At 58.3% G+C, this 14,806-nt stretch carries 11 protein-coding genes; 8 read left to right on the plus strand and 3 right to left on the minus strand.

Annotation, left to right across the window (positions count from 1 at the left end; genetic code table 11):
• The first annotated feature begins 483 nt into the window (after window positions 1-483).
• From gluB to nrdF, 6 genes are all read left to right on the plus strand, one after another.
• A complete protein-coding gene (gene gluB / locus CSQ86_RS09015) occupies window positions 484-2,940 on the plus strand; it encodes a beta-glucosidase GluB (protein WP_100494812.1) in 2,457 nt (818 codons plus the stop codon).
• Window positions 2,933-3,475, plus strand: a complete 543-nt coding sequence (locus tag CSQ86_RS09020) for a GtrA family protein (protein WP_100494813.1) — start codon at window positions 2,933-2,935, stop codon at window positions 3,473-3,475. The genes gluB and CSQ86_RS09020 overlap by 8 nt, the downstream gene beginning before the upstream one ends.
• Before the next feature lie 311 nt (window positions 3,476-3,786).
• The gene (locus CSQ86_RS09025) at window positions 3,787-4,038 is read left to right on the plus strand and encodes a glutaredoxin family protein (protein ID WP_165773834.1); all 252 of its coding nucleotides are present in this window, start codon (window positions 3,787-3,789) and stop codon (window positions 4,036-4,038) included.
• 32 nt (window positions 4,039-4,070) lie between these two features.
• Entirely contained in the window at window positions 4,071-4,562 is a 492-nt protein-coding gene (nrdI, locus tag CSQ86_RS09030; RefSeq protein ID WP_420838157.1) for a class Ib ribonucleoside-diphosphate reductase assembly flavoprotein NrdI, read from the plus strand.
• A 49-nt stretch (window positions 4,563-4,611) separates the two neighbouring features.
• Window positions 4,612-6,804: a class 1b ribonucleoside-diphosphate reductase subunit alpha gene (gene nrdE / locus CSQ86_RS09035; protein WP_100494815.1), complete on the plus strand. Its 2,193-nt coding sequence runs from the start codon at window positions 4,612-4,614 to the stop codon at window positions 6,802-6,804.
• Between the two features lie 266 nt (window positions 6,805-7,070).
• Window positions 7,071-8,063, plus strand: a complete 993-nt coding sequence (gene nrdF, locus CSQ86_RS09040; protein ID WP_033889497.1) for a class 1b ribonucleoside-diphosphate reductase subunit beta — start codon at window positions 7,071-7,073, stop codon at window positions 8,061-8,063.
• Between the two features lie 3 nt (window positions 8,064-8,066).
• Here the strand turns inward: nrdF and CSQ86_RS09045 are convergent, their stop codons facing one another.
• The 3 genes from CSQ86_RS09045 to CSQ86_RS09055 all read right to left on the minus strand — a co-directional run bounded on the left by CSQ86_RS09045 (window position 8,067) and on the right by CSQ86_RS09055 (window position 11,616).
• A complete protein-coding gene (locus tag CSQ86_RS09045; RefSeq protein ID WP_100494816.1) occupies window positions 8,067-9,392 on the minus strand; it encodes an ATP-binding protein in 1,326 nt (441 codons plus the stop codon).
• Window positions 9,392-10,111, minus strand: coding sequence for a LytR/AlgR family response regulator transcription factor (locus CSQ86_RS09050; protein WP_100494817.1), 720 nt, complete (start codon window positions 10,109-10,111; stop codon window positions 9,392-9,394). The genes CSQ86_RS09045 and CSQ86_RS09050 overlap by 1 nt, the downstream gene beginning before the upstream one ends.
• 305 nt (window positions 10,112-10,416) lie before the next feature.
• Window positions 10,417-11,616 (minus strand): glycosyltransferase family 2 protein, encoded by a 1,200-nt coding sequence (locus CSQ86_RS09055; protein WP_165773835.1) that lies wholly within the window; start codon window positions 11,614-11,616, stop codon window positions 10,417-10,419.
• 378 nt (window positions 11,617-11,994) lie between these two features.
• Here CSQ86_RS09055 and CSQ86_RS09060 point away from each other — a divergent pair, with 378 nt between their 5' ends.
• Both CSQ86_RS09060 and CSQ86_RS09065 read left to right on the plus strand, forming a co-directional pair.
• A complete protein-coding gene (locus tag CSQ86_RS09060; RefSeq protein WP_034535199.1) occupies window positions 11,995-13,122 on the plus strand; it encodes an ABC transporter ATP-binding protein in 1,128 nt (375 codons plus the stop codon).
• 177 nt (window positions 13,123-13,299) lie between these two features.
• Entirely contained in the window at window positions 13,300-14,706 is a 1,407-nt protein-coding gene (locus tag CSQ86_RS09065; RefSeq protein ID WP_100494818.1) for a DUF4032 domain-containing protein, read from the plus strand.
• Window positions 14,707-14,806 lie beyond the last annotated feature (100 nt).

Consider the following 14,806-nt stretch of genomic DNA (forward strand, 5'->3'; position numbering starts at 1 on the left):
GAACCCGGAAGCTAAGGCCTGGCACGGCGATGGTACTGCACCCGACAGAGTGTGGGAGAGTAGCACACCGCCGCATTATTTTTCATCAAGGACCTCCGGTCGAGCAACAGCTCCCGGAGGCCCTCGCATATTCAAACACAACAGGAAACGCGGGCGTTATCACCGGATTACGCTTTTGCACCATGGACCTTACGGAAGCTCCACTTCCGTAAGGTCTTTTTTTGTTTATCACAAGCCACAGGAACGTTCCTTATGCGACCAGCGATGAATGTCTGCATTATCGACTCTTAGCAACCAATCGTGCGAGCAAAACGACAGGTTGTGTGATAGGCCCTACATACGCTTTACGAACCTGATTGAATCAAACTAGCAGCGAGAATTCTGAACGTCACAGTGGTGTCACCTCAGATACATCGCTATTGAATCAATAGTCATGCGCAGCGGTTGTAGCGCGATGACAGTGCAAGGAAGGACGAGTGCGAGATGGAACTCGAAGAACTTTCGGTGGGCGAGAAAGCGGCGATGCTTTCCGGCGGTTCCGAATGGGATTCGCGCGGTAATGAGCGTGCAGGTATTCCCAGCTTTGTTATGAGCGACGGACCTCATGGTGTGCGTCGCCAGCTCGGCGAAGGCGATCACCTGGGTCTGGGCGCCTCCAAGCCAGCCACGTGTTTCCCGACTGCGGGAACGGTGGCCAATTCTTGGGATCCTGAGCTTGCGGAGGAAATGGGTGAAGCGCTTGGCAAGGAAGCTCACGATCTTGATGTGAATGTGCTGCTGGGGCCGGGTCTCAACATCAAGCGCAACCCGCTGTGCGGGCGCAACTTCGAGTACTATTCCGAGGACCCGATTGTGGCGGGGCGTATGGCCGCCGGTCTGATTCGCGGCATCCAATCCAATGGTGTGTCCGCGTGCCCCAAGCATTTCGCGGTTAACAGCCAGGAGCTGCGTCGCCAAGCCTCCAACAGTGTTATCGACGAGCGCACGATGCGCGAAATCTACCTGACCGGTTTTGAAATCGCCGTGCGCGAGGCCGCGCCGATGACCATCATGACCTCCTACAACGAGATCAATGGCGTCTATGCGCACGAAAACAAGCATCTACTGCAGGATATTCTGCGCAACGAATGGGGCTTCGACGGCATGGTCGTCTCTGACTGGGGCGGCTCCAACTCTGCCGTAGCTGCGGTCAAGGCTGGCGGTTCCCTCGAGATGCCGTCCCCGGGCTACACCTCCGTGCGCGAACTTGAAGGTGCGGTCAATGCCGGCACGCTTTCTGAAGCCGATATCAACGCTCGTGCAGCAGAAGTGGCCAAGATTGCTCGTCTGACCCGTGCCGAAGGCGTCGGCCGCGACGATTTGCTCGATGATGCCATCGTCGCCGCACACCACGCAGTGGCCCGCAAGATGGCTGAAGGCTCTTCCGTGCTGCTCAAGAACATGAACGCAGCATTGCCGCTGAAGTCCGGCACGCGCGTGGCCGTGGTGGGCGATATGGCCAAGACCCCGCGCTTCCAGGGCTCTGGCTCATCCAAGGTGAACGCCACCCGTGAAGAGAATATTCTCGACGAACTCAAAGCCGCCGCTGAGACGACCGGCGTAACCGTAACCGGCTATGCGCAGGGCTATGACCGTCAGGGTGCCATCAACCCGACGCTGGTCACCGAAGCTGCTGCACTTGCCGCACAGTCCGATACGGATGCTGTGGTGGCCGTCATCGGCCTCGATGAGCGTAGCGAGTCCGAAGGCCTCGATCGCTCCACTATGGCCATTCCGCAGGCGCAGAACGATCTTGTCAACGCCCTGACTGCCACTGGCAAGCCGGTTATCGTGGTGCTGGTGGCTGGTTCTCCGGTTGAATTGCCATGGTTTGATGATGTGGCATCCGTGCTGTACGTGGGTCTCTCCGGACAGGCTGGCGCTTCCGCCACCGTGCGCGCGCTGACCGGCCAAGTCAACCCCTCCGGCCACTTGGCCGAGACTTGGCCACTCCGCTATGACGATTGCCCATCCTCAGGCTGGTACCCGGCCGTGGGCCGCGACGCCATCTATCGCGAAGGCCCGTTCGTCGGCTACCGGTACTACGAAACCGCGCACGTTCCCGTACGCTTCCCGTTCGGTTATGGACTGAGCTATTCCAGCTTCACGTACAGTGATCTTACCGCCGACGAAACCGGTGTGCAGTTCACCATCACCAATGATTCCGATGTACCGGGCGCTACCGTTGCGCAGTTGTACGTCACCGGTCCATCCCGCGCCGAAGAAGGCGGTGCTGGTGTGCTGCGCCCTGCTCGCGAACTCAAGGGCTTCGCCAAGGTTGAGCTCGGCGCACATGAATCCAAGACCGTGCGAATCGAATTCGATCGATACACCTTCCGTCATTTCGATGTTGCGGCCAACCGTTGGGCCACCGAATCTGGCATCTGGACCCTGTCTGTGGGCACGAATGCCGAGGAACTGCCGCTGAGCACGCCATTCGCGGTTGCCGGCGATGTGGACGCAGCCCCGGCAAACGCGGCACTGGGCCACTACCTGACGGGCGATGTCAAGCATGTCACCGATGCCGAAATGGCCACACTCTTCGGCCATGAAGTCATCGCTTCCGGTAAGCCCACGACGTTCGGCGTGAACGATCCCATCTCCAGTTGGGTTGATTCGCGCGGATTCGTTGCCCGAACCATTGCCAAAACATTGACTAAGCGTGAGGTCTCCGTGCGCCAAAAGACCGGCGCCCCCGACCTCAATACGCTCTTCATCCTCAATATGCCGCCGCGAGCCATGAGCAAAATGACTCAGGGCATGATCGATTCAACCATGGTGGACGCCATCGTCAAGATCGCCAACGGTCATACCTTCCGCGGACTTGGTGGCCTGATTGCCGGCTACTTCCGCAACCAATCCGCCAACAAGCGCACTGCAAAGGAGCTCAACAATGACTGACACCAACACCGCGCCCGCTGCCGGTGAGAAGAAGCTCGGCCCGATTCGCCAGTGGATCAAGGACCACCCCACCATTTGGGAATTCATCCTGTTCAATGTGCTCTCGAACATCTCCACCATTTCGCGCTTCGTGGTCACGTGGATTGGCACGGCGATTTTCGTGGCAGGTCTTGGCATCACCACGCCGTTCCATTTCCTCATCTTCAACTACCCGGAATCCGGCAACGGTCTCGGCGGCTTCCTCACCTTCCTCTTCGCCGAGGTAATCGCCCAAGTGGTGAACTTCTTCGTGCAGATGAAGTGGGTGTTCAAATCCGACTCCAGCTTCAAGGATGCCGCCTGGAAGTACGCCATCCTGGCTGTGGTCATCGTGGTGGTGAACCTTGTGCTGCCGGGCTACGTGACCTCCCTGTGCCAGGGCTGGGGCATGAACGCTGGCGTGGCCGGCACTATAGCCTCTGTGGTCAATACACTGCTGGCCGTGGTGGTGAGCTACCCATTGCTCAAGTTCTGGATTATGCCCAAGAACAAGTGAGGTACATAAAGCACTAACTCACAATAATGCTTTCTGACCACTCCTTCCGCTGATTGGCCGGCGACGTTGCTCCTCGAACGTCGCCGGCCAATCTATTGATGATGAGCAGTAGAGCAAATGTGAGCCGCGCCACACCGCAGAAAACAATCCCTGGACCAGGCTCGCAATAAATGGCGGAAAATCAAGGTAGAACACTATATCTAGTGATGCAACGCGCAACACGCCACTACACGTAGTGGCTTGATTGCAAATCACATGGTTGTAAGATGGCATTCGCTTTCATTCACATTGCTGCCAAAAGGGGAGTTGCTATGACCGTCACCGTGTTCACCAAGCCGCATTGCCCGCAATGCGAGGCCACCAAGCGCCAGTTCACCAAGTTGGGCGTGCCGTTTGAAACCGTGGACCTGACGGAAAACCCCTCCACCCTTGAGCAGCTGCAGGCCGCTGGCTTCCAGCAGGCACCAGTCGTCATTACGCCGGATAACTCCTGGACTGGTTACCGCCCGGATCTGATTCGCGAAGTCGCCAAGCAGGCCGCTGCCGCACCGGTGGCCGCGTGACGCAGCACGACGCAGCCGCAGCGGTTGCGCCCATCAATCAGGCCGGAAACGTCGGGAATACTGAGAATACTGTCAGCACGCCGGAATTCGCTGCACAAGGCGCTCCGATAGGCGCGCTGGTCTATTTCTCCTCCGCCTCCGAGAACACCGCACGATTCGTGGCCGGCTGCCGATTCCAAGACGAAGGCATCAACGTGTACCGTGTGCCGTTGAAAGCTTCCGAGCCGGCACTGAACGTGCGCGAACCGTATGTCATCATGGTGCCTACCTACGGTGGAGGCGTGATTAAAAAAGCTGTGCCGATCCAAGTCAAGCGCTTCCTGAACGACCCGGACAATCGTGCATGGATTCGCGGTGTCATCGCATCCGGCAATACCAACTTTGGTGAGGCCTATTGCGCTGCGGGAGACATCATCTCCACCAAATGCCACGTGCCGTTCCTCTACAAATTCGAGTTGATGGGCACTCCGGAAGACACCGCCGCCGTGAAAAACGGCCTCGTGAAGTTCTTCACGGCCAAGTAATCGACTTTTCTCTACTGTTCCGCAATATTGCAAGGACCACAACCCAACTATGACCGATTTCACCAATACCGAACTGGCCCTCGACAACACGTCGCATGCTGCTGAGCCCACCGATCCCGCGCACGATTACCATGCGCTGAACGCGATGCTCAATCTGTACGACTCCAACGGTCAAATCCAATTCGACAAAGACAAGGCCGCCGAGCGCGCCTACGTGACCAACCACGTGGCCGCCAATACGGTGACCTTCCCGAGCACGGCAGAGCGACTGAAGTTCCTGATCGACAACCAGTACTACAACCCTGCAGTGTTCGCCCAGTACTCTGCCGAATTCCTCGATCGCTTTTACGCACACGTGGAATCCGCCGGATTCGAATTCGGCACCTTCCTCGGCGCCTTCAAGTTCTACACGTCCTACGCGCTGAAGACCTTCGACGGTAAGCGCTACCTCGAAGACTTCCCGCAGCGTTGCGCCGCAGTGGCATTGGAACTCGCCGCCGGCGACGAGGCACAGGCCATCGAATACGCCGATGAAATGCTCGCCGGCCGCTTCCAGCCCGCAACCCCCACCTTCCTGAACCTCGGTAAGGCCCAGCGCGGCGAGCCGGTCAGCTGCTTCCTCGTGCGCATCGAAGACAACATGGAGTCCATCTCCCGCGGCATCAACGCGGCTCTGCAGTTGTCCAAGCGCGGCGGCGGCGTCGCCCTGCTGCTGAGCAACCTGCGCGAGCTCGGCGCTCCGATCAAGCACATCGAGAACCAGTCCAGCGGCGTGATTCCGGTCATGAAGCTCCTGGAGGATGCGTTCTCCTACGCCAATCAGCTCGGTGCCCGCCAAGGCGCCGGTGCAGTGTACCTGAGCGCTCATCACCCGGATATCCTGCGATTCCTCGATACCAAGCGCGAGAACGCCGACGAGAAGATCCGCATCAAGTCCCTGGCACTTGGCGTGGTGATTCCGGACATCACCTTCGAACTGGCCAAGCGCAAGGAGCGGATGGCCCTGTTCAGCCCCTACGATGTGGAACGCGTCTACGGCAAGCCGTTCGCCGACATCGCCATTTCCGAGCATTATGAGGAAATGGTTGCGGACGATCGCATCAAGAAGACCTATATCGACGCCCGCAAGTTCTTCACCACCATCGCCGAACTGCAGTTCGAATCCGGCTATCCGTACATCGTGTTCGAGGATACGGTCAACCGCGCCAACCCGATCGAGGGCCGCGTGACCATGTCGAACCTGTGCTCCGAAATCCTGCAGGTGCAGGAGCCCAGCGAATACAACGAAGACCTGACCTACAAGCACGTCGGCCGCGACATCTCCTGCAACCTCGGCTCCCTCAACATCGCCAAGGCGATGGACGGCGGTCTGGCCCACACCGTGGAGACCGCGATTCGCGCGCTCACCTCGGTGGCCGAGCACACCAGCATCAACGCCGTGCCATCCATCCGCCGCGCCAACGAGGAAGGCCACGCCATCGGCCTGGGCCAGATGAACCTGCACGGCTTCCTGGCCCGCGAAGGCATTATGTACGGCTCCGAAGAAGGCCTTGATTTCACGGACATGTACTTCATGACCGTGGCCTACCACGCCTACCGAGCCTCCCACAAGCTTGCTGTGGAACACGGCCAGGCATTCAAGAGCTTCCCGACCTCCGACTACGCCAAGCCGGCCGGCCAGGGCAACTACTTCGACAAATACACCGACGGCCGTCGCTCCCTGGAGCCGCGTACCGCCCGCGTGCGCGAGCTGTTCGCCAAGTTCGGCATCGTCATCCCGACCGTGGCCGACTGGCAGGCGCTGCAGGCCGACATCATCAAGGACGGCATTTACAACCAGAACCTGCAGGCCGTGCCGCCCACCGGATCGATCTCCTACATCAACCACTCCACGAGCTCGATCCATCCGATCGCATCCAAGATCGAGATCCGCAAGGAAGGCAAGATCGGGCGCGTCTACTATCCAGCGGCCTACATGACCAACAGCAACCTTGAGTACTACAAGGATGCCTACGAGATTGGTTGGAAGGCCATCGTCGACACCTATGCCGAAGCCACCCAGCACGTTGATCAGGGTCTCTCTTTGACGCTGTTCTTCCCGGACACTGCCACCACCCGCGACCTCAACAAGGCTCAGATCTACGCTTGGCGCAAGGGCATCAAGACCCTGTACTACATCCGCATCCGCCAGCAGGCCCTCGAAGGCACTGAGGTTCAAGGCTGCGTCTCCTGCATGCTCTGACAGAATCGCGAATGATGGAGCGTATGCCGCCTTTCTTCGGCTCTCGACGTACCTTCGTACGCCTTCGGCCTCAGACGGCGGCCTCCGCACTCATCATTCACGATTCCGCCCGCTGAAACGTACATTCGATAATCATCTATGACAGGCAAGCGGTGGGTTGAAGGACGTGTTGTCAGACCGTAAAGACTTGGCCAGAGCGGCCTGGAGCGTGTCGGACAACACGTCCTTCAACCTACCGCGCCAATCGTAAAAAGGAACAAAGAACCATGCCACCGATTTCTATTCCGCGTAAGCCGCTGAAGCTTATTGATCGCGTTTCCGCCATCAACTGGAACCGTTTGGAAGACGAGAAGGACCTTGAGGTCTGGGACCGCCTGACCGGCAACTTCTGGCTGCCTGAAAAGGTTCCGGTTTCCAACGACATCCCGTCCTGGCAGCAGATGAGCGAAGAGGAGCACACGCTCACCATGCGCGTGTTCACCGGCCTCACCCTGCTCGACACCATCCAGGGCACGGTCGGCGCAGTCTCCCTGATTCCGGATGCGCTCACCCCGCATGAGGAAGCCGTGTACACGAACATTGCGTTCATGGAATCCGTACACGCCAAGTCCTACTCCTCGATCTTCTCCACCCTGTGCTCCACCGAGCAGATCGATGCCGCATTCGACTGGAGCGAGCAGAACGAGTTCCTGCAGAAGAAGGCCGAGATCGTGCTTGACTACTACGAGGGCGATAACCCGTACAAGCGCAAAGTGGCCTCCACGCTGCTCGAGTCCTTCCTCTTCTACTCCGGCTTCTACCTGCCGATGTACTTCTCCGCGCATGCCAAGCTCACCAACACCGCCGACGTGATTCGCCTCATCATCCGCGACGAGGCTGTGCACGGCTACTACATCGGCTACAAGTACCAGAAGGGCATCGCTCAGCTGACCGACGCCGAACGCGCCGATCTGCAGGACTACACCTACGATCTGCTCAACGAGCTGTACGACAACGAGGTGGGCTACACCGAGTCCCTGTACAGCGGTGTCGGTTTGGTCGAGGATGTCGAAAAGTTCCTGCACTACAACGCCAACAAGGCGCTGATGAACCTCGGCTACCCGGCGCTCTTCCCGGCGGAGATCTGCGACGTGAACCCCGCGATCCTGGCTGCTCTGAGCCCGAACGCCGACGAAAACCACGACTTCTTCTCCGGTTCCGGCTCCTCCTACGTGATGGGCAAGGCCGAGGAAACCGACGACGACGATTGGGACTTCTGATGTCTACCGTGGAATCAACGCGGTCAGAATAAACCAATGGTCTTCGGTACGAATCGTCACTTCGCCGCCGTACTGTGCGGCGATGTGACGGATCGACTTCACACCGAACCCATGCCGCGAAGCATCACGCTTCGTCGTGCGCAAAGCGCCGGTTGAATCTTTCTTCAGCGCGGAATCGTAATAATTCTCCACACGAATCACCGTGAACTGCCCTTGCCCATACAGGGCCAAGCGAATCAAACGCTGCTGCTTATCCGGCAGTTTGCTGGTCGCTTCGATCGCATTATCCAGCGCGTTTCCGAACAGTGAAGCAATGTCCATTGAAGACATGCCGTCCAACAGTTTGCCGTCCGCCACAGCGGTGAGTGTAATGCCTCGATCCGCGCAGGTGCGCATCTTCGAGGTCAGAATCACGTCCAATACCGGATTGCCGGAATGCTGCTGGGCGCTCGCCGCCGCCACTGAAGCCTCCAACTGCTCAAATCCTGCGGCGGCATGTTCCGGATCGACCTCTGCTCGCAATGCCGCAATCTGATGCTTCAGATCATGGGCCAGCCGTCCAATGGATTCGATGTTTTCCTTGGACGCCAGATACTCCTGATGCTGGCTCGCCAATTGTGCATTGATGGATGCCAGTTCCGCGTTCGCGGCCATACGTCGAGCCTGCTCCTGCTGCGCGTAGAGAATCGCGAATCCGCAGAAGTCCACCAGTGTGCGGATATAGAACACCTCCTGACCCACAGTGCCGGAGAATGGGGTATTGGTGGAGATGAAACTCAAGTTGCTCATGGCGAACGTCGTGATGGTGATGGCCAATGTTCCCACTGACAGCTGCCATGTGGTGCTGGTCGGCGCATCATGCGCGAAGTTGCCGCGTTCCGCCAGCCATGCGGCAGCGAACGCGATAGCATACGTGCCGATGAGTACCAGCGTGGCAAATGGTTCCCGTGGCGGCAGCCCAAGCCCATATTGCAGGAACGTCACCAGCTGCCAGTGCAGTGAAGCGACCAGTTCCGCCAATACAAACGCGCGCGCAGCAATATACAATCCTTCGCGATTTCCTGTGCCGGCAGCGAATCGCACTATCGCCCACATGCCGCCGAATGCCAGCAGCATGCCGATCACCCAAAACCACAGTGGCATCGCGCCATCGAGATACTGGATGGCGATCATACCCGCCAAGCCAACGGCACTGACTGCGGCCGTACGTTGCCGGGAAACCCGCCGGTAGATGGCAAGAATGTACACCATGCAGGCCAGCCACTCGCACAAGGCGGTGTAGAGGCGCGGGATATCAGGCAGCGCATTGGTTATCGTGGTGCCATCCATCAGAGAGCACCCATGCCCATGTAGTCAGTCAGCGCTGTCAGGAACGCCTTCTTGCGCGGACGGCTTACGCGCAGCGTCTCGCCGTTCGACATCACGCAGTCCTGCCCATCCACACCTGTCACATGGTGCAGATTCACCAGATAACAGGAATTCGAACGGAAGAAGTTCTGATCGGCCAGCCGTTCCTCGAAGTCCTTCAAGGTGCCGGTCACTGAAAGTTTGCCGCTCTGCGTATGCACAATGATTGTGTGGCGAATCGACTCGATATACAGCACATCGGAAAGCTCCACGCGCATCTGTTTGCCGCCTGCCTCAATGAGCAGCGCTTCATCCGTGCGGCGACGCACCATGTCAATCGAGCGCTTGATTTCCTGCCGGAATGCGAAATAGGGGACCGGCTTCAGCAAATAGGAGAGCGCCTGTACCTCGTAGCCATTAATGGCATACTGCGGGGCGGCGGTGATGAACACGATTACCACGGAATTGTCGCGCTCGCGAATTTTGCGGGCTGCGGCCATGCCGTCCATATGCTGCATTTCGATGTCCAGCAGCAGAATATCGTAGGTTGGCGTGTATTTTTCCACGATCTGCTCGCCGTCGTCGAATACGGAAATCGTGAACTGCGTGCCGGTTTCGCTCTGATACTGATTCAGATAATCGAGCACCCGTTGGCAGGCTTGCGGATCATCTTCGACCACCCCAACCCTGATATCGCGCATGACCAAACCCTCCCGTCATGATTCCACTGCCTGCCATCTTATCTGGTGGACTTGTATATGGGTCTATCTCGCTTGGCAGGGGTACATTTGGCGGTTCTCGGAGATCTATCTGCTCTGTAAAGGGTACTGATCCAAGTAGGCATGGGCCTAAAACGGTACAATGCTGCCGAGGCAGGGGGTGCTTCTACTGGATGAAGTACCCCTCATAAAGCAGATAGATATTTTGATAAGTCTCAATGTACCCCTGTCAAGCGAGATACCACACGGCAAGGTGAGTGCTAGTTGCCTCCATAGCCCGATAGAAGCTACTCCTGTTCAAACGTGACGCCGTTGCGGGCGGCGATCCGCTCCGCTTTACGCTCGTCCTTGCGTTCCTCGGCCTGTTCGATGTGTTGGATGCGCAGCTGACGCCAATCCTCGCGCATATCACGGAATCGCTCGGCGATCTGCTCTTTGGTGAGTGGCAGCCACATGGAAGTTTCATTTGCTTCGGCATCGGGCGTTGCCGCCAGCGCGTCCACGGCATTGTCCGCGAACTTGGCCACGCCGAGCTTCAGCAATCCAAGCAGTTCGCGCAACGTATCCGGGATTGGTTCGTCGCTTTCGCTGGCGGTCTTGGAGAGCCTTTCGATATGACGGCGAATCGCATCGGCATCTTCAGGGTCGATTTTGAGGCCGGCGATGAGTGACTGGCGAATCGTCTCATAGTCGAGGTTCGCGAAGAAATTGAGCTGCTGCAGCGTCATGAAGCCTTTGAGTTCAGGGAAGCGCTCAACAATATATGCTTCACGATCGTCGGCGGCTTTGGTCCAGTCACGTGTGAGCTTCGGATCCCAGCTGGCGGTGATCGAACCTTCGCGCATGCGGTAGTGGTAGAGCACCTTCGGAATGCGCACCACGCGTGTGGCTTCGCCGATCACATTGCAGATGCGTGAGAGATCCTCGATTTTGCGGCCCACCGGGAAAGAAAATCCGGTGTTCTGGTAGGTGCGCGCAGGGGCGAGGAATGCCCAGAAGTAGCCATCAATCTCAGCTTTGACCTGCTTTTTGATGGCCTCGACCGGGGTGAGGATTTGCACTTTTGAGAAGTCGTTGTGCCGATAGTTGGAGAGCAGTGTCTTGCCGCTTTCGGAGATGGTGTCGAACTGGAACATCACGAGGTCGGCATCGTATTCGCGCATGGCCTCGAGGCAATCCTCCACCAGTGTGGGAGCCACAGTGTCATCGGAGTCGGCGAAGTATATGTAAGAGCCGGTGGCCTGCTTGATGCCGGCGTTGCGAGCGTCCGAGAGCCCGCCGTTGGTCTTGTGAATGACGCGCACACGTGAATCTTTGGCTGCCCATGCGTCGCACATTGCGGGGCAGGAGTCCGGCGAGCCATCGTCCACGAGCAGGATTTCGAGATTGCGGTAGGTTTGCGCGGCGACGCTCGCCACGCAGGCGTCGAGGAACTGCTCGACCTTGTAGACCGGGATGATGATGCTGACCAACGGCTCATGTTCCATGGTTCAAGCCTAACGCCGGGTCTCGCCGTGTCGCTGTTTACCGCTATCGCCGCCTCCGCGCTAGGTTCCTGGGATCACGCGTGAAACATGTCGTGAAACATGCAGGTAGAGTATGTGCCGGAACCGTCGGAAGGAGTCCTTCGCGACACGCGCTGTGAAATATTTCGCACTCGTGCCCTTGTTTTTGTACCTGACCCGTGTATAGTGATTCTTGGCTCAACGAAGAGAACCTTCACTGAACCGGAAAAAGTAAACGCTGAAGCTTGCAGTTCCGAGAAGCGACGTTGTGTAGTCGGTGTTGTGGGTAGAAGCAAAAGGAAACAAATCCCTTTACAACGGATCGTGAGGCACGTACCTGCCTCTGAAAGGATTGAAATTATGGCAGAAGTCGTATTCGACCACGTCACTCGTATCTACCCGGGCAACGACAAGCCCTCTGTGGATGATCTGAATCTTGATATCAAGGATGGCGAGTTCCTCGTCCTCGTTGGTCCTTCTGGCTGCGGTAAGTCTACGACCCTTCGTATGCTCGCCGGACTGGAAGAGGTCAACAAGGGCCGCATCCTCATCGGTGGCAAGGACGTCACCACGATGCAGCCGAAGGACCGCGACATCGCAATGGTGTTCCAGAACTACGCTCTGTACCCGCACATGACCGTCGCCGACAACATGGGCTTCGCTCTGAAGATCGCCGGCACTCCGAAGGAAGAGATTCGCAAGCGCGTCGAGAAGGCCGCTGAGATCCTCGACCTGACCGAGTACCTCGACCGCAAGCCGAAGGCTCTGTCCGGTGGTCAGCGTCAGCGTGTTGCTATGGGCCGTGCAATCGTTCGTGAGCCGAAGGTCTTCCTCATGGATGAGCCGCTCTCCAACCTCGATGCAAAGCTTCGTGTCCAGACCCGTACCCAGATCGCCGCTCTGCAGCGTCAGCTGGGTGTCACCACCCTGTACGTGACCCACGATCAGACTGAGGCTCTGACCATGGGCGATCGCATCGCCGTCATCAAGCTCGGCATCCTGCAGCAGGTCGGCGCTCCGACCGAGCTGTACGATCGTCCGGCCAACGTCTTCGTCGCCGGCTTCATCGGCTCCCCGTCGATGAACCTGAACACCCACCCGGTGGTCAACGGCAAGGCAAAGATCGGCGAGGACACCGTGGATCTGCCGGCTGAGGCTGTCAACAAGCTCACCGCTGAAGACAACGGCCAGATTGTGGTCGGCTTCCGTCCTGAGGACGCAAGCCTGGCTGCTTCCGACGATCCGAACGCCTTCTCCCTGAAGGTTGTGAACGTCGAGGATCTGGGTTCCGACGGCTACATCTACGGCAACATCATCACCGATGGCTCCGCCGCTGAGGCTTCCCAGGTTATGTCCGACCAGAACAAGCTCACCACGATTCGTGTGAACCCGCGTGCGCTCCCGAAGGTCGGTGCAACCGTGAAGATCAAGATCGACCCGGCCAAGATGCACCTGTTCGCTCCGTCGACCGAGCTGCGTCTGAACTAGTAGATACTTGGCGAGGTCTAACCGCTTCGTCAACCATTAAACGAGGTTATTCTCTTCCTCTCTTATGACCTCGTTGGAAAAGCCCTGCACAGCTGCGGGGCTTTTCTTTTTGCCTATGCTGTGCCGCTTCTATAATGACAACTAGCAGTTCCCCTGAATTCAGTACGATGGAGTGCCATGGAAGTAACTAATCTGCCCCAGATGGATCCGCGCGCGTTGAAGGCCACCTCTGTAAAGGCCGAAGACGAACACGCCAACTCCTCCGAGCCGCAGGCGCTGAAGATCACCGCCGCCAGCTCGAACCCGAAGATGTTCACGCTGCCGTGGCATAAACCGCTGGCCACATGGCCTGAAGACCTGCTCGCCAACCTGCCGCGAGGCATCTCCCGCCACGTGGTGCGTTTCGTGCATGTGGGCGACGAAGTCTACGCCATGAAGGAAATCACCCGTCAGGTGGCCGAGCGAGAATACGAGATCCTGCGCCGACTGCAGAAGCTCGAACTGCCGACAGTCACCCCGATCGCTGTAGTCACTGGTCGCCATGATAAGAACGGCGAGCCGCTCGAAGCCATTCTGGTGACCCGTCACCTGAAGTTCTCCCTGCCGTACCGTGCACTGTTCGCTCGCAATCTGCAGCACGACACTGCCGAGCGACTGATTGATGCGCTCGCCGTGCTGATGGTCCGACTGCATTTGGCCGGCTTCTACTGGGGCGATGTGTCCCTGTCTAACGTGCTGTTCCTGCGTGATGCCGATGCATTCTCCGCCTTCTTGGTGGATGCCGAAACCGGTGATTTGCAGGTGCAGCTGACTGATGGACAGCGCGAATACGATATCGACCTTGCCCGCACGAACATCATCGGCGAGCTGATGGATTTGGCGTCCGGCCGTTTACTGCCGAGTGATGTGGACGAGATTGAGGTCGGCAACCGTTTGGTCGATCGCTACCACTCGCTGTGGAGCGCCTTGACCGACACCGACAAGTTCGGCCCGGATGAGATGTGGAAGATCGAGCAGCGCGTCAACAAGCTCAACGAGCTCGGTTTTGACGTGGACGAGCTGGAAATGAAGACCGCCGAGGACGGCAAGCGTGTGCTGGTCCGTCCACGTGTGGTGGATGCCGGCTACGCCAACCGCAAGCTGCTGCGCCTGACCGGTCTCGATGTGCAGGAGAACCAGGCCCGCCGTCTGCTCAACGATCTCGATGCCTACCGCGCCTCCACTTGGCGTGACGGCGATGAGTTGGAGATCGTGGCCACCGACTGGATGCGCGAGGTGTACGAGCCGACCGTGCGCATGATTCCGCGTGAATACCGCTCGCAGATCGAACCCGCCCAGTTCTTCCACGAGGTGCTCGATCACCGCTGGTTCCTCGCCGAAAAGGCCGGCCATGATGTGCCGATGGCCGAGGCCGTGACCAGCTACATCGACAACGTGCTGCCCAAGTACAAGCTCGACAAGAAGGACCTCGACGAGCTCAACGCCGAAGCCGATTCCGGTGTGGTGGACGACGAATACACCTACGGCGACGCCGGCTACAACCCGGACGACGATCCGGATGCGGCGGTCTGGGCGAGCCGTTAAGCAGACAGTCCAGTGGACTGTCTGTAGGCGAGCCCCGAACGAGACGATAGTCGAGTGAGGGCAGGTTGAGTCTTGCCGTAGGCAAGTCCGTAATTGCTGG

It is taken from the genome of Bifidobacterium felsineum (assembly GCF_002802915.1).
Lineage (GTDB): Bacteria > Actinomycetota > Actinomycetes > Actinomycetales > Bifidobacteriaceae > Bifidobacterium > Bifidobacterium felsineum.

What these genes read in the sequence shown, in the direction of transcription:
- gluB (WP_100494812.1), top strand. Translation starts at nt 484, where the DNA reads ATGGAACTCGAAGAACTTTCGGTGGGCGAGAAAGCGGCGATGCTTTCC.
- CSQ86_RS09020 (WP_100494813.1), top strand. Translation starts at nt 2,933, where the DNA reads ATGACTGACACCAACACCGCGCCCGCTGCCGGTGAGAAGAAGCTCGGC.
- CSQ86_RS09025 (WP_165773834.1), top strand. Translation starts at nt 3,787, where the DNA reads ATGACCGTCACCGTGTTCACCAAGCCGCATTGCCCGCAATGCGAGGCC.
- nrdE (WP_100494815.1), top strand. Translation starts at nt 4,612, where the DNA reads ATGACCGATTTCACCAATACCGAACTGGCCCTCGACAACACGTCGCAT.
- nrdF (WP_033889497.1), top strand. Translation starts at nt 7,071, where the DNA reads ATGCCACCGATTTCTATTCCGCGTAAGCCGCTGAAGCTTATTGATCGC.
- CSQ86_RS09045 (WP_100494816.1), bottom strand. Translation starts at nt 9,392, where the DNA reads ATGGATGGCACCACGATAACCAATGCGCTGCCTGATATCCCGCGCCTC.
- CSQ86_RS09050 (WP_100494817.1), bottom strand. Translation starts at nt 10,111, where the DNA reads ATGCGCGATATCAGGGTTGGGGTGGTCGAAGATGATCCGCAAGCCTGC.
- CSQ86_RS09055 (WP_165773835.1), bottom strand. Translation starts at nt 11,616, where the DNA reads ATGGAACATGAGCCGTTGGTCAGCATCATCATCCCGGTCTACAAGGTC.
- CSQ86_RS09060 (WP_034535199.1), top strand. Translation starts at nt 11,995, where the DNA reads ATGGCAGAAGTCGTATTCGACCACGTCACTCGTATCTACCCGGGCAAC.
- CSQ86_RS09065 (WP_100494818.1), top strand. Translation starts at nt 13,300, where the DNA reads ATGGAAGTAACTAATCTGCCCCAGATGGATCCGCGCGCGTTGAAGGCC.